The sequence below is a fragment of the Duganella sp. HH101 genome (assembly GCF_001758795.1).
Taxonomy (GTDB): domain Bacteria; phylum Pseudomonadota; class Gammaproteobacteria; order Burkholderiales; family Burkholderiaceae_D; genus Rugamonas; species Rugamonas rivuli.
Map to the genome: position 1 here is coordinate 361,003 of NZ_LRON01000001.1, position 20,691 is coordinate 381,693.

The following is a 20,691-nucleotide window of genomic DNA, read 5'->3' on the forward strand; positions in this document are numbered from 1 at the left end:
CCTTTCAGTATTCGATATCGTCGACGTCGAGCGCGGCGCCGGCATCGGCGTTGGCGTCGTCGGCCATTGGTGCGAGCAGCGTGCGCATGGCGCGCATCTCGTCGTAGCGCTGGGCGAGTGCGCCTACGGTCGGCGCCTCAAAGACGCAGCGCAGCGGCAGCGTCACGCCCAGCGCTTCCCGGGCGCGCGCCATCATCTGCGTGGCCAGCAGCGAGTGGCCGCCGAGCACGAAGAAATTGTCGTCGCAGCCGATCCGCTCCAGTTGCAGCACGGCGGCCCAGATCGCGGCCAGCGCGTGCTCGGTGGCCGTGGCCGGCGCGCGGAAGGCCTGGCGCTGTTCCGCAGCTTGCGGCAAGGGCAGGGCCGCGCGGTCGATCTTTCCGTTCGGCGTCAGTGGGAAGGCGTCGAGCATGATCAACTGGGTGGGCAGCATGTGCTCGGGCAGGGTGCGCGCCAGGGCTGCGCGCAGCGACAGTGCATCGCCTACATCGCCTGCCTCGCCGGTGATGTAGGCCAGCAGCTGATGGCCGCCGTTGCCGGCCCGGGCCAGCACCAGCGCCTCGCGCACTCCCGCCTGGGCCAGCAGCGCTGTTTCGATTTCACCCGGCTCGATGCGGAAGCCGCGTATTTTCACTTGCTGGTCGGCCCGGCCGAGATAGTCGATATTGCCGTCGTCCCGGAAGCGTGCCAGATCGCCGCTGCGGTACAGCCTTCCGCCGGGCCGTGCGCCGAAAGGATCGGGGATGAAGCTGCCTGCGCTCAGGTCGGGACGGTTCAGATAGCCGCGTGCCAGCCCGTCGCCGCCGATATACAATTGTCCGGCGACGCCGACCGGTACGGGAGCGAGCGCCTCGTCGAGGATGTACAGGCGGGTATTGAACAAGGGCTTGCCGATAGGCGGGGCCAGCGTGGCCTGGTCGTCGCACAGGTGCAGCGATGCGCATACCGTCGTTTCGGTCGGACCGTAGCCGTTGAAGAAGCGCCGTCCCGGCGTCCACTGTGCGGCCAGTGCGCCGGAGCAGGCCTCGCCAGCGCTGATGATGGTGCGCAGCAGCGGCAGGCGCTGCGGATCCAGCAATTGCAGCGCGACAGGCGGCAGCGTCGCCACCTCGATGCGCAGCTGCTGCAAGGTCTGCTCCAGCGCCGTCCCTGGCATCAGCTCTTCGCGGCCGGCCATGCACAGCGTGGCGCCGCAGGACAGTGCCATGAAGATCTCCCAGGTCGATGCGTCGAAATTGAACGAGGCGAATTGCAGCACGCGGCTGCCGGGCGCGATGCCGAACGCGTGGGCCTGGGCGTGCACCAGGTTGCGCAGGCCGCCATGCGCCAGCATCACGCCCTTGGGCTGGCCGCTGGAACCGGAGGTGTAGATCACGTAGGCGAGGTTGGCGGGATCGCCATGCCAGGCGGGGTTGCGGTCCGGGTAGCCGGCCAGTTCGCCGGACAGCTGGTCGAGATGCAGCAGCGGCGCGTCGAACGGCGGCAGGATGCCGGCCAGCGCCGTGGTGGTGAGCAGCACGGCTGGACGGGCGTCGGCCACCATGTAGACCAGGCGGTCGGCCGGATACGCCGGGTCGAGCGGCAGGTAGGCGCCACCCGCCTTCAGGATGGCCAGGATGGCGACGATCATCGCATTACCGCGTTCCGCGCACAGGCCGACCAGCACGTCCGGACCCACCCCCTGTTCGCGCAGACGGTGGGCCAGCCGGTTGGCCTGTGCGTTCAATTGGCAGTAGCTCAGTTGCGCGCCTTCGAATTCCAGCGCTGTCAGGCCGGGGCTTTGCAGCGCACGTTCCTCTACCAGTTGATGCACCGCCTGGTGCGCCGGATAGATGCTGGCGGTGGCGTTCCAGGTGTGCAGCATCCTGGTGGTCTCGGCCTCGTCGAGCATCGCCAGCTCGTCGATGCGGCAGTCTGGTCGCTGCGCCACCGATGCCAGCAAGCGGCTGAAATGGCGGGCGATGCGCTCGATGGTGGCGGGCTCGAATAGCGCGCTGTTGTATTCGAAAGTACCGGTCAGCGCGCCGTCCTGTTCGAGCACGCTGAGCGTCAGATCGAACTGCGCATGCACCGCACCGATGGCCATCGGTTCGATCTGCAGGCCGGGCAGCGCAAGCGCATGCATAGGCGTATTTTGCAGCACCAGCATGGCCTGGAACAACGGCGTATGACTGGTGTCGCGCTGCGGCTTGAGCGCGTCGACAAGCTGGTCGAAGGGCAGGTCCTGGTGGGCATAGGCCGCCAACGCCGTGGCGCTGACCTGGGCCAGCAACTGCTGGAAGCTTTGCGTGGCGTCGACCCTGGTGCGCAGGACCAGCGTGTTGACGAAGAATCCGATCAGCGGTTCGATTTCGGCCCGGTTACGGCTGGCGATCGGCGTGCCGATGCAGATGTCCTGCTGTCCGCAATAGCGCGCCAGCAGCACGTTGTACGCGGCCGCCAGCGTCATGAACAGCGTAGCCTGGGAGGATTTTCCCACCGCGTGCAGATGTGCGGTGAGTGCCTGCGGCAGCGTCCACGACACGGTCGCGCCGTGGTGCGTCTGCTGGGCAGGGCGGGGACGGTCGGTCGGCAGGTTGAGCAGCGTTGGGCAGTCCTCCAGTTGCTCGCGCCAGTAGGCGAGCTGCGTTTGCAGCACGCCGCCGGCCAGCCAGCGTCGCTGCCAGTGGCTGAAATCGGCATACTGGATGGGCAGCGGTGGCAGCTCCGCGGGCGTTTCCGCCAGTTCGGCTGCGTACAGGGCCGCGCATTCGCGCATCAGGATCGCCATCGACCAGCCGTCGGAGATGATGTGGTGCAGTGTGAGCAGCAGCACATGGTCGTCGGCTCCCAGTTGCAGCAATCGGGCGCGGATCAACGGGCCTTGCGCCAGCGAGAACGGGGTTTGTGCCTCGTCCTGCACCAGCCATTGCACGCGTGCGTCGCGTTCGGCCGGCGGCAACGCCGTCAGGTCGGTCACGGGCAGCGCCAGCGAGAGCTGCGCCGCGATGGTTTGCACGGGCGCGCCGGCATGGTCGGTGAAGCTAGTGCGCAGCACCTCATGGCGGGCGACCACGGCGTTCAAGCTCGCACGCAGGGCCGTGACATCAAGCCGGCCGCGCAGGCGCAGCGCGCTAGGCATGTTGTGCAATGCGCTGCCGGGGGAGAGCTGGTCGAGGAACCACAGGCGCTGTTGGGCGAACGACAGCGCCAGCGGTGCGTCGCGCAATACCGCCGCGATGCCGTCGTCCGTGCCGGCGCTGGTGCTGGCGCCGGCCGCGCGCTGCGCCAGCGCGGCGATGGTTGGCGCTTCGAACAGCGTGGCGACCGGCAGGTCGACATGCAGCGTTGCCCGCAGCCGGGACAGCATCTGCGTAGCCAGCAGCGAATGGCCGCCCAGTTCAAAAAAGTCGTCGTGCACGCCAATGCGGGCGATGCCCAGCAGATCCTGCCAGATCCGGGCCAGCCCTTGCTCCGCCTCGGAGCTCGGCGCCTGGAAGGCGACAGCCAGTTCGGGGCGCGCATGGCCCGGGGTGGCGTCCGCCGTCGCCGGTGGATGGGCCAGGTGCGCGTTCAGGCGGGCGGTCTCGCGGATCACCGTCGCGATCGGCATCGGCGAGACCAGTACTTGCGGGACGTGGCTGGCCAACAGCGCGCCAAATACCTGCTGCGCCTCCTCTGGCGAAATCGCCAGGTCGGCGTCGGCATGCCCGCGCAGCGAGAGCGGTAGCGCGGCGGCCATCCCGACGTCGCGCCAGGCGCTCCAGTTGACGGCGATGACCCGCGCGCCTTGCAAATGCTGCTGCCAGGCGAAAGCATCCAGGCAGGCATTGGCGGCGCAGTAGTCGGCCTGGCCCAGCGCCGGCGCGATGGCGCTCAGCGAGGAGCACAGCAGCATGAAATCGAGACCGGCGGGATCGAAGGCGGCGGCCAGCAGGGCGGTGCCGTCCAGCTTTGGAGTGAGAACCTGGTCGGCGGCATGGGCCTGCCGGTGTTGCATCATGCCGCCGCCAGCCACCCCTGCCGCGTGCAGGATGCCGTGCACCGGACCAGTGTCGGCAAGCCCGTCGACCACGGCGGCGATACCTTCCGGATGGGCGATGTCGGCGGCGATATAACGCACCGTCGCTCCCCGCGCCTCTAGCTCGCGCAGCTGGCGGCATAGTGCCGCGTGTTCCGGGCCTGCGTGTTCCCAATGCTCGCGGGCGGGGAAGGGCGAGCGGCCCACCAGCGTGATCGCCGGGCGGTGGGCATGCTGGGCCAGGTAGCGGGCGAAGGCCAGGCCGATGCCACCCAGTCCGCCGGTGATCAGGTAGTGGCCCTGGCTGCGCAGGGCGTCCGGCGCGGGAGTCGGCATGGGCAGCGTCTGATGGACCTGCGCCCAGCGCTGGCGGCCCCGCAGCGCGATGGTGGTGTCGCTTACCGGGGCAGCCAGTTCGGCAAGCAGTATGGCAAGCGTAGACGGAGGCAGTCCGCCAGCGTCGGCGCGCTCGATGTCGATGTGGCGGCAGGCGATGTGTGGGAATTCTGTCTGCATCAACCGGCAAGGACCGAGCACCGCGGCCTTGGCTGGCGTCAGCGCTTCTTCGCCAAGCACCGCATACACGCCGTTGGTGACGACGTTGAGCGTCAACGCCGGCTGCTGCGTCAGGCCGCCGCAGGCTTGCGCAAGCGCCAGCAGCTGCTGGAAGGGCGCATGGGTGTTGGCCGGCCGGCCCAGGGCTCTGCAATCTGTGATGGTGTCGATCGTCTGTCCTAGCCCGGCCAGCGTGGCAAACAGTTGCGCATAGTGTGCTGGATCGGCCGGATCGATGGTCCAGCGATCCGGCAGGGCGCTGAAGCGGTCGCCGGCCTGCACTACCAGCGGCGCCGTGATGGCGCTGGCTAGGTCGGCGGCGAGGCCGTGACGATCGACGAATATGAGGTGCCGGCCGATGCTGTGCTTCTGCTTCTGCGCCTGGGCCGCCCGGGTGGGCAGGCTTTGCCACGAAGGCGCGTAGAACCAGTCGGCCACTGGGGCGCGCAGGCTGGAATCGGCGTCCGCCGCGTTCGCGCCGGAGCGGAAGGGCGCATCGACCCAATAGCGTTTGCGTTCAAAGGGATAAGTCGGCAGCGGAATCCGGCGGCGCGCATAGCCGTCGTGGAAAGCGGCCCAGTCGACATCGTGGCCGTGCCCCCATATCCTGCCCAGCGCGTCGAGCAAGGCGTCGACCTGCGTGGCCGCCGATTTGGCGTGCGGCTGGGTGGCGATGGCGACGATGGCCTGGGCGGACTGCTGCCTGGCCAGCGCGCACAGGGCGCGGCCGGGGCCCACTTCCAGCAAGGTCGCCGTGCGGCTGGCGAGCAGCGTCGCCAGGCAATCCGAAAAGCGCACCGTCTGGCGCAGGTGGGCGACCCAGTAGGCCGGGTCGGTGGCTTGAGCGGCCGTGATCCAGCCGCCACTGACGTTCGACAGGAACGGCAGGCGCGGCGCCCGCAGCGTCACGCCGTCGAAGGCACGAGCGAAATCGGCCAACGCCGGCTGCATCAGGCCGGAATGGAAGGCGTGCGAGGTTGGCAGCGTCTGATGCGCCAATTGCAGTGAGAGCAGTCGTTCGGCGAAGCGCTGCAGCGCGGGGGCGCTACCGGCCACGCTGCAAGCTGCCGGGCCGTTGACGGCCGCCAGCCAGACGTCGTCGCCAAGCAGCGGAATCAGCTGGGCTTCGGATGCCTGCACGGCCAGCATCGCGCCGCCGGGCAGGCGCGCGACCAGCGCGCCGCGCCGGGCCACCAACGCCAGCGCGTCGTCCAGCGTGAACACGCCGGCCAGGCAGGCTGCGACGTACTCGCCTATGCTGTGGCCCAGCAGCGCCGCCGGGGCTACGCCCCAACTCATCAACAGGCGCGCCAGCGCGTACTCGACGACGAACAGCGCCGGTTGGGTGATCTGCGTCTGGTCCAACAGCGCGGCGGCGGCCGCTTCCTGTCCCTCCGCCGGCAGCAGTACGCCGCGCAGGTCGATGCCCAGGTGCGGTAGCAGCAGCCCGGCGCATTGATCGATCACGGAGCGGAAGGCAGCTTCGTCGTCGTACAGCTGGCGCGCCATGCGCACATGCTGGGAGCCCTGGCCGGGGAACATGAACACCAGTTCCGCGCCTGGGCGGGCGGCGGGGAAGGTCAGCATGGCGCCCGGATCGGCATGGTCTCGCGCGCAGATCAGCACGCGCCGTTGTGCGAAGTGACGCCGTCCCACTTGGCTGGTGAAGGCCGCATCGGCCAGGTCGACGGCTGGATGCTCGCCCAGGAAGCGCGCCAGGTTGGCGGCGGCGGTGTCGAGCGCGGGCGCGGTCTTGGCGCTCAGCAGCAGCAACTGGCGTGCGCGCGCGGGACGCGAAGCGGAAGGCGCGCCGGCGGGAGCCTGTTCGACGATCAGGTGGGCGTTGGTGCCGCCGACGCCGAAGGCGCTGACGCCGGCGCGCAGCGGCGCATCATCGCCGGACGTCCAGTCGCGCAGTTGGTGGTTGACGTGGAAAGGGCTGGCGGCGAAGTCGATATGCGGATTGGGCGCGCTGTAGTGGAGGCTGGGCGGCAGCTGGCGATGGCCGAGCGCCAGCACCGTCTTGAGCAGGCCGGCGATGCCTGCCGCCGCGTCCAGGTGGCCGATGTTGGTCTTGACCGAGCCGATGGCGCAGTACTGGCGCCGCTCTCCGTCCGTTCCATAGGCTTGGCTCAGCGCGGCGATCTCGATCGGATCGCCCAGCGCGGTGGCGGTGCCGTGCGCCTCGACGTAGGAAATGGCGCCGGCGTCGAGGCCAGCCACCGCCAGCGCTTCGCGGATCACGGCGGCCTGGCCGGCGATGCTGGGCGCGGTGAAGCCGGACTTGTCGGCGCCGTCGTTGTTGATCGCGGAACCGCGGATCACCGCGTGGATCGTGTCGCCATCGGCCAGCGCGGCGGCCAGGCCCTTGAGCACGACCACGCCGACGCCGTTGCCGGCCACCGTGCCAGCCGCCTGCGCATCGAAGGCACGGCAATGGCCGTCCGGCGAGGCGATGCCGCCCTCGGTGTGCAGATAGCCCTGCTCGCCAAGCAGCGTGATGGAGACGCCGCCGGCCAGCGCCATATCGCATTCGCCGTTCAGGATGCTCTGGCAGGCCATGTGCACCGCCACCAGCGAAGTCGAACAGGCGGTTTGCACGACCACGGCCGGGCCGCGCAGATCAAGTTGGTGGGCGACGCGGCCGCACAGGAAGTCCTTCTCGTTGCTCATCGCCAGTTGCAGCGAGCCGATGCTGCGTGCCAGAGCGGCGTTCGGCGCGAGATGCTCCTGGAAGTAGGCGCTGCGCGAGCTGCCCGCGTACAGGCCGATCGACCGGCCGCCGGCGCCGTAGCCGGCATGTTCCAGCGCCTGCCAGGCGGTTTCCAGGAATAGCCGGTGCTGGGGATCGGTGCTCTCGGCCTCGCGCGGACTCATGCCGAAGAAGGGCGCGTCGAACAGATCGGTATCGGCCAACAGGCCGGCTGCCTTCACGTAGTGCGTATCGTCCAGCAGTGCGGCGGGGACGCCTGCGGCGGCCAGCTCGGCGGTGCTGAAGCGGCGGATGCAGTCGACGCCATCGCGCAGCCTGTCCCAGAACTGCTGCAGGTGTTCGGCATCCGGGAAGCGGCCAGCCATGCCGACAATGGCGATCGACAGGGCGCCGTCGTCTTCGTCCGCCGGCGATGGGGCGGGGTGGCTGGCGCCGGTGACGGAATCGCAGTGTGTCGACATTGTATGTTCCCAGATGATCGTGATCGGCAAGGAAGAGCAGCATGCTTGCCATCAAATTGGTAGTCAAGTGGTTTTATTTTAGGTGAATATTTAACAATACCAATCCAGCGAAAGCAGGGAGATCGTGGCTTTAACGATGGAAAAAATGATGTAGACCACCTTTGTGATGAAAATGGAAGTGGTCTTAATCAAGTTGCTACTGTTAATGAAGTTGCACTGGAATTTAATGACCTGGGAGGGGATTTGGCGATACTTTAAGTCGAGATTACTCCTCATATTGTCGAGTTAAATTACTGTATGGAATACTGTATAATAAACTGTTCGGATAACCAGTATTTGGCAATCGTATAGCTTGAAATTGTATGAAAAAATTTGAATTGATCGACCTGGAACCGGCTACCGCAGCGACCTTGGGCGAAGGCGAGCGCCGCAAGGGTTATCTGGCGAGCCTGCGCGATATCGCCGACGACGCCATCACCGATGCGCAGACGGACAGCGAAATCGCGCGGGAATTCATCGGTCATGGCGAGCTTGGTCCGAAGTCGATCACCAATACGCAAAAGGAGTTGTTCCGTTTCCTGACCTGGTGCCGCGAGGAAGCGGGCAAGACGCTGCGCATGCTCAATGTGGCTGACCTGAACGCCTACAAGGATTTTCTGAAGAATCCGCCGGACGACTGGATTTCCAACACCAAGTGGCCGCGCAGCGATCCGCGCTACCGGCCGTTCAGCGGCCGCTTGTCCGACGCCAGCCGGCGCCAGGCGATGATCGCCGTCAAGGGCCTGCTGGCGTTCGCCGAGCAGACCGGTTATCTGCGGCGCGATCCGGGCGCGCTGGTCAAGAACGTCCGGCTGCCGCACACCACGCGGGTGACGCGCTATTTGACGCAACAGGCGATCTCGCTGGCGCTGGAAACGGTGGGCGCGCGCGCGGCGGCCACGCCCGCCGCCTTGCGGCGCCGCGCACGCGACCGTTTCCTGCTGCTGGCCTACGCGCATACGGGCGCGCGGTTGAATGAAATCGTCAGCGCCAACATGGGCGCGCTTTACACGGAAGGCAACGGCCGCTGGTGGCTGGATGTGATGGGCAAAGGCGGCAAGCCGCGGCGCCTGCCAGTGCCGGCCGATCTGCTCGACGCTTATCGAGAATATCGCCAGGCGTATGGTCTGCTGCCGCAGACCGTGCGCGCCGACGACATGCCGCTGGTCTTGTCCAGCCGCAGCCGCGAGCCTGCGCGCATTTCCGACGAGGCTGCGTCGGATGCGTTGAAGGCGGTGTTCCAGGACGCGGCAAGCGCGGCAGCTGCGTTGGGAGACGCCGACATGGCCGCCACGCTGCGGCAGGCGTCGACGCACTGGCTGCGCCACAGCATGTTGACCAATCACGCCAACAACGGCGTGCAGTTGAAGACGCTGCAGGAGACCGCAGGCCACGCCAGCATCGCGACGACGGCGGCGTATCTACACAAGACGGATAACGAAGTGCTCTAACCTTAGAGTATGACCAAAAATAATAGCCGCTCTCATAGAGAAGCGTGCCTTTTTAAGCCGGATCAGCTACCAATTTAGGTTTGGCCCGGGACTGCGGCGGGGAAAGGTTTTTTTGATTTCTCACCTAAAGGATAAGCCAAGACGCCTACTTCGCGCCGGCGATCTAAATAGTAGGCCAACGCGGTGGAAGTGTCTGTTACGACAATATACGGCTACGGCGAATGCCGTGAAGCAGTGATCGATGGGCATAGACCGGGATTGAGCCTCGCCGACTGTCACGCCATCGGCATCGGTCTGCGGTGCGTTCAACGGCCCGACTGCCAAAAAAGCTATGGAGATACGCAGTCGTGGGCAATGGTGGGGATTGGATCCTCAGCATGGCCTCGGAGACGGTAGATAATGTGCTTCTATAGGCTAGTCGTATGGTTCTATACCTACGTGGTCAGATGTGATCAACAGAGGGGGGAATTCGTCGAGATCTAGGCTTCTAGCATTGCGTAAATCGCGTTCGTATAGCACGTTGGGGTCTGGCGTTATCGGATCGGTATAGCGCATGATACTGCTGATGCTCGCGTAGCCAAGTGTCGACGCGAAAGTAAAGACGTTCCTTTTCTGTTCGATCTGCGCTAACACAAAAGTGTTGCGCAGCCAGTGAGCCGACAGATTCGCAAGGTGGGCGGCGTCTTCGGTATCCCCATTCTCGCGCAGAACTTGAACTGCTTCCTTGACGCGCCCTTTCAAAATCTCGTGCAGCCCCTGCCTGCTTCTGACGGAACGCCAAGTGCGCGGCGTGGCCCCGACTTCCGATTCGTTGTCAGCTGGCGAACGGCCCTGCATGTTAGACGTTGTCCGAACGGACAATACCAAGCCATGCTGTATTGAATCTTTGTGCGGGGCCCCCTCGAGTCCGAACGCCGCGCGATAGGCGACAAATGCGTCGAAGAGAAGCCTGCTGACCGGAATGGCGCGGGCGACACCTGTCCTTGAAATGTCCTTCGCGACCGACAGCACCCAGTATGTGTTTCCATTGTCCGGGTTGGTCACGGTCTGAAATGCATCCATGTTCGCTTCGACCATCTCCGAGCCGGAAAGCCCGGTTTCGCGCAAACAAATGAAAATGAAACGGTCGCGCTGCTTCAACTGCATATCTTTGACGGTTTTACACGGGCGATCATCAATGGCGCCAACCACAATGTCGAATTGGTCGCGGCTTACTTTGCGCCTGAGGCCCCCCCAGTGATTGGGACGCACGTCGATATCGCGGGCTGGATTAGCCTGGATATAGCCAGTATCGTGAAGTGCCTTAAACATGGACTTGGTGAAGCGCATGATCTCAGACTGCGATGTAGCGCTTAGCCGTTTTTTGAAGGGAGTTTGCTCAAGCAATCCGTCATGTCCAGACCTCCCGGACAGCACCGTCGGCTGGAGGTCGGCAAGAAAGTTTTCGAACGCCTTGACGTCGGCTGCGGTCCATTTTGACGGCACATTGCCCGTCACGTTTTCGCAATACCATCGCAGCTTGGCTAGGTGATATCCATATGCTTCAGTGGTCAGGTTACTGCGCCGAGGACTACTTGCCGCAACCTCGGACATCCATGTGGCAATCGCCGCCCAATCGGCATGGGCACAGTCGTGATGGGGAAGCCCCCGAGAAAGCTCCGCTCCTGCTCCATTCAAACAACCGGATAGGTTTGAGTCGTCCACGTCCCCCCCCTTGATCAGAATTCCTAGTGTGTACAGCACTGGATGTCGCTTTAAACGGCGTTCATTCAACCATGGACCGATAAAATAATCAATCGCATGGCGATTTAAGCAAGATAAATTACATGATAAGTGTTGTAGATCAGAACATTAAGAGACAGGGTAGAAAGGTTTAACCGTTAACGCTGGACGCAGCGATCGAAAGGCGAAGAAATTTCAAAATACCTAATCGCTTAACCCAGCCTCCTCAAGAAACTATTAATTTAGAAGTTTCTAACGATGGCGTGCATAAGGTAATTTTGACTATTCATTAATGTCTAGTCTAGTACTGAACAAATATTTCACAAAAACGCTTTTTATACAACGACTTACGGGGCGTGGAAAGGTGTTTTTCAGCAACTTCAATTTCACGCAAGTCAGCTAATGCTTGCGGATTCCCTTCAGCCAAAGGTATGCGCGACATGTATCACTTTTAGGCTCTCAACAACCATTGCAATAAAATCGTTGAGTTTATACAGAAATACTGACTAAAATACAATCCTTGTGAATCCTGCAGGAGGTTTTGCCATGTCCTAACAAAAACAAAAGGGCCCCGTTGGTGGAACAACGGGACCCCTCTTTTAAAACTCAGATCGCGCGCAGATTGTGCCTGCATCGGCAGGGGCAGTCAAGGACTTTGCGCGCCTTTTTAATTGGAGTTATACCAATTTTAAAAGCGATTAAAGCCATGAATAATCCTCTATTCACCCCTGATCCGGCGGACTTTCATCGTCAGATAAAGAGTTTCTCCTTTGTAAGAAACCGCAAGAATCCGCTCTCAAACATTTGGTTTTTTGACTCGCCTAAAAACGACAAACGTCTATTGCTGACGACGGACCCGGTGTTTATGCATGTGGTGCTCCTTGAGGGCGACCTCAGCGTGACGGGCTACGCCGTCACGGACTTCAATGCGGAAAGTGCTGAAGACCTAGTTCGGCCAACAATGCGTGTGTACTACCAAGACAAGCGCGTGGAATGGTGGCTGGTGAAGTGGAGCGACAAGAGCCGTGGGGCCACTGCGAGCGCCATGGCCGACCAACACGGCGTGCTGCAGGAACACGCTAAGGCCTGTGGGGCCGCCCTCTACATCAAAACCGAAAAGGACCTTCGCGGTAAGGAAATTGTTTTCGACAATTGGCTCAACCTTTGCGCGGCGATTACGCGCTGCCGTTCAATATCTACGGCCACGGAGGCGATGGCATTGAAAGAAGCATTTCAGTCTCAGGATGCATTGCGGTATGGAGAACTGGTCGCATTGCCGGGCGTGGACCCGGCACACATGCTAGCGCTCGTCGCCCAGGCGCTTCAGCGCGGCGCGTTGAATGTCGATCTGGAAAGCGAGCTCTTCGGACCGCAGTCAGTCTTGAGGAGGGCATACATATGAAGCGCGGCAGTATTCGTTCTATCATTCCTCCAGCGTACCAAGATCTCACACAGTGGCCTGGCCCTGATATTCATCATTTTGAGGAAGCCGAGCGCCACATATTCACCGCGCGGCGGCAAGCGGTTGAGGGTTATGCCAAGGGACTCGCTTTTGAAGACATTCTGATCGCCACGGGCAAAGGGCGTAGCGAAGTTAAACGGCTCATCTACCGATGCCTCGCTCCGGGTTCGAGCGGTCAAATACAGGGCTTCTGGGCACTTCTGCCGGGATGGCGGGTGCAGAAGTACTCCCGTTCAACGCCCGTCAGCCATTCTCAGGGTGAGGGATCGGGCGGTTGCTCGGGCGCGTTAGGCGCGCTGTTCAAGCAGTTTCCTGACATAGAGCTTCTAGTCAAGGATTTGTATGTCGGTAAGCGTAAAAATGACGCTCTGCCTGAAGCTCGCATGAGCGTTCGCGAAATCCATGACGAATTCAAAACACAACTGCTCACAATGGGTTTTACTAAGTTGCAGTGGCCGTTCAATACTAAAAATTGCGGCTACAAGTCGCTCGCGAACTACCTTGATAACTTTCGCAATGAAAATGCGAAGCCGACCCTCGCCGCCCGATCGGGCAAAGAGGCCGCTCGCCGATATTCGGTCGGCAACGGCCACACCCCGCTTATTCCGGTTTTGCGTCCGTTTAGTTTCGTCCAGATGGACTACCATAAAGTCGACGCTGCTTCGATCTTTGTCATTAAAAATGACGATGGCAAGGACTTTGAAGTTCCCCTGGCCCGCTGGCACTTTGGTCTGATCGCAGAAGAGAAGTCGGGATCGGTTCTAGGCTTTTGCGTTGTGCTGGCACTGAACCCAAGTGGCGATGATGCGCTCGAAATTATCCAACACGCTATTTTACCGCCACCGGAAACTGACTCTGGCGTCCATTTAGCTGAAGGGAACAATGTTGTGGTGAGCCAGCTACTTCCGGAACTGAAACACCAATGCTTTGCAGTGCTGAGGGTCGACAATGCTTGGGCTAATGCGGCAAACATGGTGTGCAACAACATCATGAGCACAGTAGGCTGCGCTATTAACTTTGGACCCGCGTATGCGTGGTGGCGAAGGCCGTTGATCGAGCGCATCTTTGGCGAACTCACGCGCAGAGGCCTCCAGCGGTTACCTTCAACCTTCGGAACCGGACCCTCCGATACCAAGCGCGACGATCCTAGTGCCGCTGCGAGTGTTTTTCGCATCGAGCTTGACGAGTTAATTCGGCTATTCAAACGCTGCATTCGCGAACACAACCTTAAGGAATCAGAAGGGCGCCAACATAGTTCACCTATCGAGCGGCTTCAGTTCGCCTTGAACGCTCCCGCCAGCGGTTTATTTCCTCAGCCGCTCCCTGCGACAGTGCAGAAATTCTGTCCGCTAATGATGCACATGGTAGAAGTGACGGTAGTAGGAAACCGGAACAAAGGCGTGCGGCCGTATTTCAATTTGGCACGGCATAAGCACACCAATGAACAGCTGGCAAGCTCGTTCAGCCTTCTTGGAAAAAAGCTGATCGTATATGTCGACAAACAGCTGGCTCGCCGCGTCTTTGCGGTGGTCAAGGAGACCGGTGAGCAGTTGGGGCAGATGAGGTTATACGGGGCGTGGGCGAACAGCTCTGCATCCTGGCGGACGCGTCAGCACGTCACCAACGCTGGCTTGTCAGCCTCCTATCATCGCGAGGCGGTAGATCCCATGAAACAGCACCGAGAGGAGAAAGAGGCGCAGTTCGCAAAAATGAATAAGAGGGAACGCAACGCAAGCTCGCGCGCTGCGCTGGAGGTTGCAGATATGCGACGCCAGGAACAAAAGCATGCCGTCTCGTCGAATCCCCCCAAAGCGCCTGTCGAACCAGCGCGATCCGCGCAGGCCCCCTTAGCGCACAAGCCAGATCCCCTCGGCCTGACTTCGCTTCCCGATATCTCTCTCGTCGTAAAAGGTTGATATGAAAGACATATGTAACGAAGACTGCGTCGCACCCACCATTGAAGCGATCATGATGCACCCGCTGTTTAAACAAAATACAGCCTTGGTGACACCGTCGATCAAGGAGTTGTATCTGAACGTGAAGCGCCGAATCATCCTGCGGGAAATGAGCGTAGCAATTTTAGCCCCCAGCGGCGCAGGCAAGTCCATGGCGCTCTCGATGTTGCACGCGTTTATCGCCGCCGAATTTCCGGGCATACTTGTGCTGATCCACAACGCCCACAATCAACAGTACACATCGATCAGGGCGTTCTTTAAGCATTTCCTTGCTACGGTTGGCCACAAGGAGCAGCGTGGAGAAACGTTTGACCTGCGCCAACGCCTGCTGCATATCCTTGTTGATGACGCTCGCGTTGAGGGTAGGAATATCATCGTGCTGATGATCGACGAGGCCAATGCGATGAAGCTCGACGACTTCCTGTTTTTGAAAGACGTTGGGAATGACTTGGCTGAAGAATCGATCCAGTTGATCACGATCTTGATGGGGCAGTCTCCGGAGCTGGACATGGTGCTCGATGAACTCGCCTATAGCCGGCGGCTTGACCTGCTGGCGCGCTTTGGGCTTCGAAGGCTGGAAATGCGCGAATGCAATTCGGCAAGCGATCTCAAAGCCATATTCACCGCCATCGATACTGAGCAATACCCGACAGAGTTGGGCGCTCCATGGACAGCCTATTTCATTCCCAAGGCATTCAAAGCAGGTTTTCGCCTCGTGCAGCAGGTTGAGAACTGCGATCGCGCGCTGAAAAAGTTATTACGCTATAAAGGCCGTAGCCGTGCTTCATTCCCAACCAGGCAGCTCTTTGTCGCGATCCGCATATTCTTACTAAACATGGCGTCGATCGACTCCGAGGATTTTGTCGTGCCAGCTGACGCTTGGAAAGTATCAATCGCTGAAGCGCTGGTCAAACAAGCATCCGACCTTGCGGACCGCCGCTCCTCTTCTGATCGAGTGAAAGGACAGTGACCGTGGATCGTAAAGCCCCTAGATGGTCAGCCCTTGATCTCGTTCCTGTACCATATGAATCGCTGGTGAACGTCGTGCAACGCTTCGCTTGGCGAAATGCGCTCGACTCCAACCTGATGCTGAAGTGCTTTACGGCCACCGGCAGAGAACGCAAGATTGAGATGCAAAGTTTCGCATATCAGACATTTGGCGAAGTCATATTGAGCGTGCTGGAGGCGGACCAGAAAACTATCAACAGCAATTGGTACAGTCCACAGTTTAGGTTTTGTCCCATATGCCTGCAGGAACTCTACCACACGAGTCTTTTTCAGTACTGGCACTTAAAAACCTGTCCAATCCACGACGTGCCGCTTGAGACCGCATGTCAGTCCTGTGGCGCGCAGACACCAAAAATCAAATTGAACGAGTGTCTGTTTTTACGACCCTACGAGTGTAATGCTTGCTCTAGAGCCTGCGCCGGTGCTGAGCCTGATTTTCGTGGGCACCTGTTGATGCGCGAACGTGTCGCTATGTTGGAAGCGCGCTTCTCGCCGATCGCCTCCTGGCTTGCTGACAATGCCGATCGGCGCCGGGCAATCGATGCGCTGCAGGGCGGTGGCAAACATCCGCATCAGCATATTTGGTGTCATCCGGAACCGTTGCTGCGTTCGCTCAACGACAGGCCTGGCCACTGTTGGCCTGACGTCGAGACCGACGCGACCGACCGGCCGCCGACATCACATATTTCCTGGCGCTCTCGCGCCGCTGGCGGACTCGCAAAAAATAGCAGCGCTGACCGCAAAAGCGCCCCATACGATGTCGACACTTCCATGTACACTTATACGCTTCGGGTATTGTTGAAGCGTATTTCAGTGAAGCTCGATATAGGCGAGTTGGCACTGATCGATAAGTTAGAACATTTCGATGTTTCGGGTTCGCGGGACGCGCCGCCGGAACTCATGGCTATGGGATTGATGCGGCTACAGTGTGAAGGTGTCATCGGGTTCGAAGACACCCGAATGTTGCGCCCCTTCCATTTTGCACTACCCGGTGGGCAAAACAAGCCCTACATTTGCGCGAACGGCCGGCACGCGCCGCGCATCGCACACTATGCTGCCTATGTTGCGTTGTTTGCAGCGTGGTACCAAGTTGCTCGTCGCAACAAGATGGAAGACACTTGGAACCACTTCAGGTCATCACCGAAGGCCAACGCCTTGATTTTTTTGCGCAGTATGGTGTGGAGTCGAAAGGGGAGCGAATGGTCGCAGGATGACATCCCCGGCTCTGACGAGCTCTGGTATGAAGGGGAGGCGGTGACGACCGCCATCTCTGGCTTACAACTTTTCCCGGCACGGTGGCGCAGCGCCGCACGTACGCCAGCACCTTGGCAGGTGTGTAGTCCGGTCAGTGCGGGATAATAGGGGAAATACGCCAAATCTACCGTGGCCGTTGGCATATTCGGTAATATGCCGTGCGCCTAGCAGCACTGCGGAGAGGACGACGCCGTCCTCGACGGCGCCGCCTCGATTACCATTAGGCGGTCATTGTAGCCCGGCGCGGCGATCGCGCCTGAGATGGCGATGGCGCAGACGTTTGCGCGATCGCAGCAGAGAAATCAGTCCGCAGCAGGTTGGGCGTTCGCGCCCTGCTTGAGTGCCATACAGACCAGCGATACGCCCGGCCGTAGGCAAGCCTGGACCAATGCCTGCTTCGAATCGTCGTCGTAACGCCGCCGGCCATCGCGCCGTATGCCCGTCACTACCAAGTGAAACTCTGAGTCTGTCTCTTGCATAGGTGTCCATCACCATAAGTGGACGCCTATGATCCGCTCCTTCACACCAATGTGCTATGTGCGGTGAAATTGGCGCTTACCGTCAATCCCCTCGTAGCGGAGCCGCGACGACCGCGTGAAGACATCAAGGAAACGAAGCATCGTTAGCGATATTGTTATCAAGCGGTATGCTGCGCTACGAGGCTGACAAACGGCGGCGCTCACCTGATTGTTCGGTCCGGTCGCATTTCGCCGCTCCAGTCGTGCTGCGTACTAGTTTGCATCACCCGACCGTCGCCGTTGTCGCGTAAGGAACGCAGTGTTCAGCGTGGGTATGCGCTCAGCAGGAGGCTGTTTCGGTGTTGTTACATGGAATTCACAAAGTTGTGGAAATTCGATAGAAAATGCTTCACGGGAACGGAAACCGCGCCTATGATCAATTTTAGGACAGTTCACTTAGGCTGTTTTGCTCAAACCCGGAAGGATATTGTATGCAGACCCACTCGACGCGCGCGCCGCTGCGCCTCTGGCACAAGTTCCTGATCCTGAGCATGATCGCTGTGATCATCGGCAGCATCCCGACCCATCTGTACTTGCACGAAGCTGGCAAGGCGCTCGACGCCTACGAAGGCGAGCAGCAAGGGCTGCCGGTGGTGAATACTGGTTTAAAAATGGTCCAGTACACCCAGCAGCACCGCGGCTTGGCGGCGCTGGCGCTAGGCGGCGTGACGGCGGCCGAGGGCCAGCGCGAGGCCAAGCAAAAGGAAGCCGACGCGGCCTATGCCGAGATCGATGCGGTTGTCCTTCGCCTGCATGATCGCGACATCGACCAAGCCTGGAGCGACGCGAAGCGTGACTGGGAGACCTTGCGCACGAATGTCAGCGGCAAGCGCATCACCGTATTGCAAAGTTACGACGACCATACGGCGCTGGTGCCCAAGCTGTTGAAGGTCAATGACTTGCTGGGCGACTACTATGGCTTGAGCCTGGATCCGGACAAGGACACCTACCAGCTGATCCAGGCGATGTTTTACCAGCTCCCCTACCTGAGCGAAGAATTAGGCAAGACCCGCGCCAAGGGAGCAGGACTACTTGTGAAGAGAACGGCGCAGCCAAGCGACCGGCAACAGCTGGCGTCGATCGCCGCGCGCGTCAACGACCGACTCGAACAAACTCTGGGGGCGTTCAAGAAGGCCGCCTCGGCGAACCCTGAATTCGAGGTCAAGCTGGGCCCGGCGGTTCGGGAGGCGGCGCAGGCGGCAGCCAAGATCACGACGCTGGCCACGAGCGAGATCGTCAAGGCCGAGGAGCTCAGCTATTCACCGGAACAGTACGTCGCTCAGTCGACGGCCGCCATCGACCTGCAATTCGCTCTCAACTCGGCCGCCAGTAAGGAATTGGACGCCATCTTGACCGAGAAGATCGCGTCCTTTCACAAGACGCGCTGGATGATGATCCTCTCAATGGTTGGCTTGTTGGGTGCGGCCGGGTACATCGCTATGTTGATCTCCCGTTCAATCACGGTGCCCTTGCAAAACGCGATCGAGGTGGCGCAGAGCGTGGCGCGAGGAAACCTGGTCAATGATTTCGATGTCGGAGTGCCCAATGAAGTGGGACAGATGCTGCGCGCACTCAAGGAAATGAACGACAGCTTGCGCGGCATTGTCGGCGATGTCCGCCTGAGCATTGAAAACATCAACGCGGCCACGCGCGACATCGCCAGCGGCAATGCCGACGTGTCGGCGCGGTTGGAGTCGCAGGCGTCAAATCTGGAGGAGACCGCTTCATCGATGGAAGAGCTCACGTCAACGGTGCGGCAAAACGCGGAAAACGCTCGCCAAGCCAATGAGCTGGTGCTCAGCGCCTCGGGCGTGGCCACCAAGGGCGGGGCCGTGGTGGCGCAGGTGGTGCAGACGATGGGGGAGATCAACGAGAGTTCGCGTCGCATCGTCGACATTATTGGCGTGATCGACGGGATCGCTTTCCAGACCAATATCCTCGCCTTGAACGCGGCGGTAGAGGCGGCGCGCGCCGGCGAGCAGGGGCGCGGTTTCGCGGTCGTGGCCAGCGAGGTGCGCAACCTTGCGCAGCGCTCGGCCGGCGCGGCCAAGGAGATCAAGGGCTTGATCGGGACGAGCGTGGAAAAGGTTGAAGTGGGCAATCGTCTGGCCGACCAGGCCGGCCTGGCGATGGAAGAAATCGTCACCAGCGTAAAGCGCATCACCGATATCATGTCCGACATCGCGCAGGCCTCGACCGAGCAGGGCGTCGGCATAGAGCAGGTCAACCAAGCCGTCACCCAGATGGATGACATGACCCAACAAAACGCGGCGTTGGTCGAGCAGACCGCGGCCGCCTCGGCCAGCTTGCAAGAACAGGCGCAGTCGCTGGTGCACTCGATGAGTGTATTCGAGCTCGGGACCGGGACTGCCCACCGGTCAGGGGTGGCGTCCGCACCTCGCGCGGCGGTCAGAGCACGTCCAGGACAAACGAGGGCGCTGCCACGGCTGGAGCGCGCGAAACCGCGCGTCGGCGTAGCCAGCATGGCCGAAACAAGCGAATAGGAGGCTGGTCCGCCGTCGTTTGGCCGGCCGCGACGAACTTGACTCCATGTAACGTATCGCCCCTGCTTGAGTACGGCGTGTAAAGTGTTCGTAAGATCAATTTGCCGAGGTCCGCTGTGCCGCTATCCGAAGTTCTCGCGACGAAACTACTAGCGACGCGCCGAGGTCGACGGGACGATCGCTCGCGCGCCGTCGAGGCGAGCGCCGCCGCGCATTCACTCACTGAGCTCAATTTCCCATTGGCTTGTCGTACGCTGGCCAAGGATGCGCTGCGCCTGTGTGGTGCCGAGTCAGCGGGAATGACCGTCTTCGACATGGATGACAGCGACGAGCTAATCTGGATTTCCGTCGCCGGAACGCTGCACGACTTCGAACGCAGACGATTCCCCCGTCACCATAGCCCGTGCGGCGTTAGCTTCGATACCAGGGCAATACAACTGTTCATCGAACCCCATCGGTATTTCGAATGGATGCGAGTGGCAGGAATCACGATCAACGAGGCCTTGGTGTGCCCCCTGTTCAACGCGTCGGGGAATCTGTACGGAACTATCTGGGTAATGAGCCATAGGGACATAGGGATTCATTTTGAACAGCTGGATGCGCGAATCCTCATGCAACTGGCGACCGCCGCGGCGGAAGTAGTCCGGGTCAAAACGATGCGAGCGTTACGCTAAACTGCTTGCTGGTTGCTGCCACCTTCGCGGGCTGGCGACGTGCCGTGGGCGGGTAGTTGTCCACCTGCCAACCGCCAGCTTGCATGGCGCTCGCACATCATGCGAGCCCTGCGGCCCACGATGGCCATTGGCTCGATCCAGCCGCGTTACCGGAAGCGCCAATCTTTTGGAGTGGATCGCCGCCCGGTATGGAGCAAGGCCGCGCCGGTTCTCCCCGGGTAAGGTGGGCCAACTTCGCAGCGCTAAAGACACGACTACCCCGTTTCTGGCGCTGGGCGGGGGTATAATTGCTAAGCTGAAATATCAACCCATCAAGCTTAGCGTCACAGCCTACGGATCACGCAAAGATCAATGCCCAGGGCACGTGTCGAAGCG

The 20,691-nt window shown here is 61.0% G+C and carries 9 protein-coding genes; 7 read left to right on the top strand and 2 right to left on the bottom strand.

What is annotated here, in order from left to right:
- Window positions 1-4: 4 nt before the first annotated feature.
- Window positions 5-7,729: a hybrid non-ribosomal peptide synthetase/type I polyketide synthase gene (locus DUGA2_RS01360; RefSeq protein ID WP_070266768.1), complete on the bottom strand. Its 7,725-nt coding sequence runs from the start codon at window positions 7,727-7,729 to the stop codon at window positions 5-7.
- Between the two features lie 362 nt (window positions 7,730-8,091).
- Between DUGA2_RS01360 and DUGA2_RS01370 the strand changes: the two genes are divergently transcribed.
- On the top strand, window positions 8,092-9,219 hold the full coding sequence (locus tag DUGA2_RS01370) for a tyrosine-type recombinase/integrase (protein WP_070266770.1): 1,128 nt from the start codon (window positions 8,092-8,094) through the stop codon (window positions 9,217-9,219).
- Window positions 9,220-9,633: 414 nt separating this feature from the next.
- Here the strand turns inward: DUGA2_RS01370 and DUGA2_RS01375 are convergent, their stop codons facing one another.
- A complete protein-coding gene (locus tag DUGA2_RS01375) occupies window positions 9,634-10,923 on the bottom strand; it encodes a hypothetical protein (RefSeq protein WP_141753155.1) in 1,290 nt (429 codons plus the stop codon).
- Between the two features lie 595 nt (window positions 10,924-11,518).
- Here DUGA2_RS01375 and DUGA2_RS01380 point away from each other — a divergent pair.
- From DUGA2_RS01380 to DUGA2_RS01405, 6 genes are all read left to right on the top strand, one after another.
- Window positions 11,519-12,343, top strand: coding sequence for a hypothetical protein (locus tag DUGA2_RS01380; protein ID WP_141753156.1), 825 nt, complete (start codon window positions 11,519-11,521; stop codon window positions 12,341-12,343).
- Entirely contained in the window at window positions 12,340-14,319 is a 1,980-nt protein-coding gene (locus DUGA2_RS01385) for a hypothetical protein (protein WP_070266779.1), read from the top strand. The genes DUGA2_RS01380 and DUGA2_RS01385 overlap by 4 nt, the downstream gene beginning before the upstream one ends.
- 52 nt (window positions 14,320-14,371) lie before the next feature.
- Window positions 14,372-15,328 (top strand): ATP-binding protein, encoded by a 957-nt coding sequence (locus tag DUGA2_RS01390; RefSeq protein ID WP_070357297.1) that lies wholly within the window; start codon window positions 14,372-14,374, stop codon window positions 15,326-15,328.
- Window positions 15,329-15,330: 2 nt separating this feature from the next.
- Window positions 15,331-16,725: a hypothetical protein gene (locus tag DUGA2_RS01395; protein WP_141753157.1), complete on the top strand. Its 1,395-nt coding sequence runs from the start codon at window positions 15,331-15,333 to the stop codon at window positions 16,723-16,725.
- 844 nt (window positions 16,726-17,569) lie between these two features.
- On the top strand, window positions 17,570-19,642 hold the full coding sequence (locus DUGA2_RS01400) for a methyl-accepting chemotaxis protein (protein ID WP_083296161.1): 2,073 nt from the start codon (window positions 17,570-17,572) through the stop codon (window positions 19,640-19,642).
- 116 nt (window positions 19,643-19,758) lie between these two features.
- Window positions 19,759-20,316, top strand: a complete 558-nt coding sequence (locus DUGA2_RS01405; RefSeq protein WP_141753158.1) for a hypothetical protein — start codon at window positions 19,759-19,761, stop codon at window positions 20,314-20,316.
- Window positions 20,317-20,691 lie beyond the last annotated feature (375 nt).

Bases quoted from the DNA above. Each gene is read 5' to 3' on its own strand.
- DUGA2_RS01360 (WP_070266768.1), bottom strand. From the start codon at position 7,729: ATGTCGACACACTGCGATTCCGTCACCGGCGCCAGCCACCCCGCCCCA.
- DUGA2_RS01370 (WP_070266770.1), top strand. From the start codon at position 8,092: ATGAAAAAATTTGAATTGATCGACCTGGAACCGGCTACCGCAGCGACC.
- DUGA2_RS01385 (WP_070266779.1), top strand. From the start codon at position 12,340: ATGAAGCGCGGCAGTATTCGTTCTATCATTCCTCCAGCGTACCAAGAT.
- DUGA2_RS01390 (WP_070357297.1), top strand. From the start codon at position 14,372: ATGATGCACCCGCTGTTTAAACAAAATACAGCCTTGGTGACACCGTCG.
- DUGA2_RS01400 (WP_083296161.1), top strand. From the start codon at position 17,570: ATGCAGACCCACTCGACGCGCGCGCCGCTGCGCCTCTGGCACAAGTTC.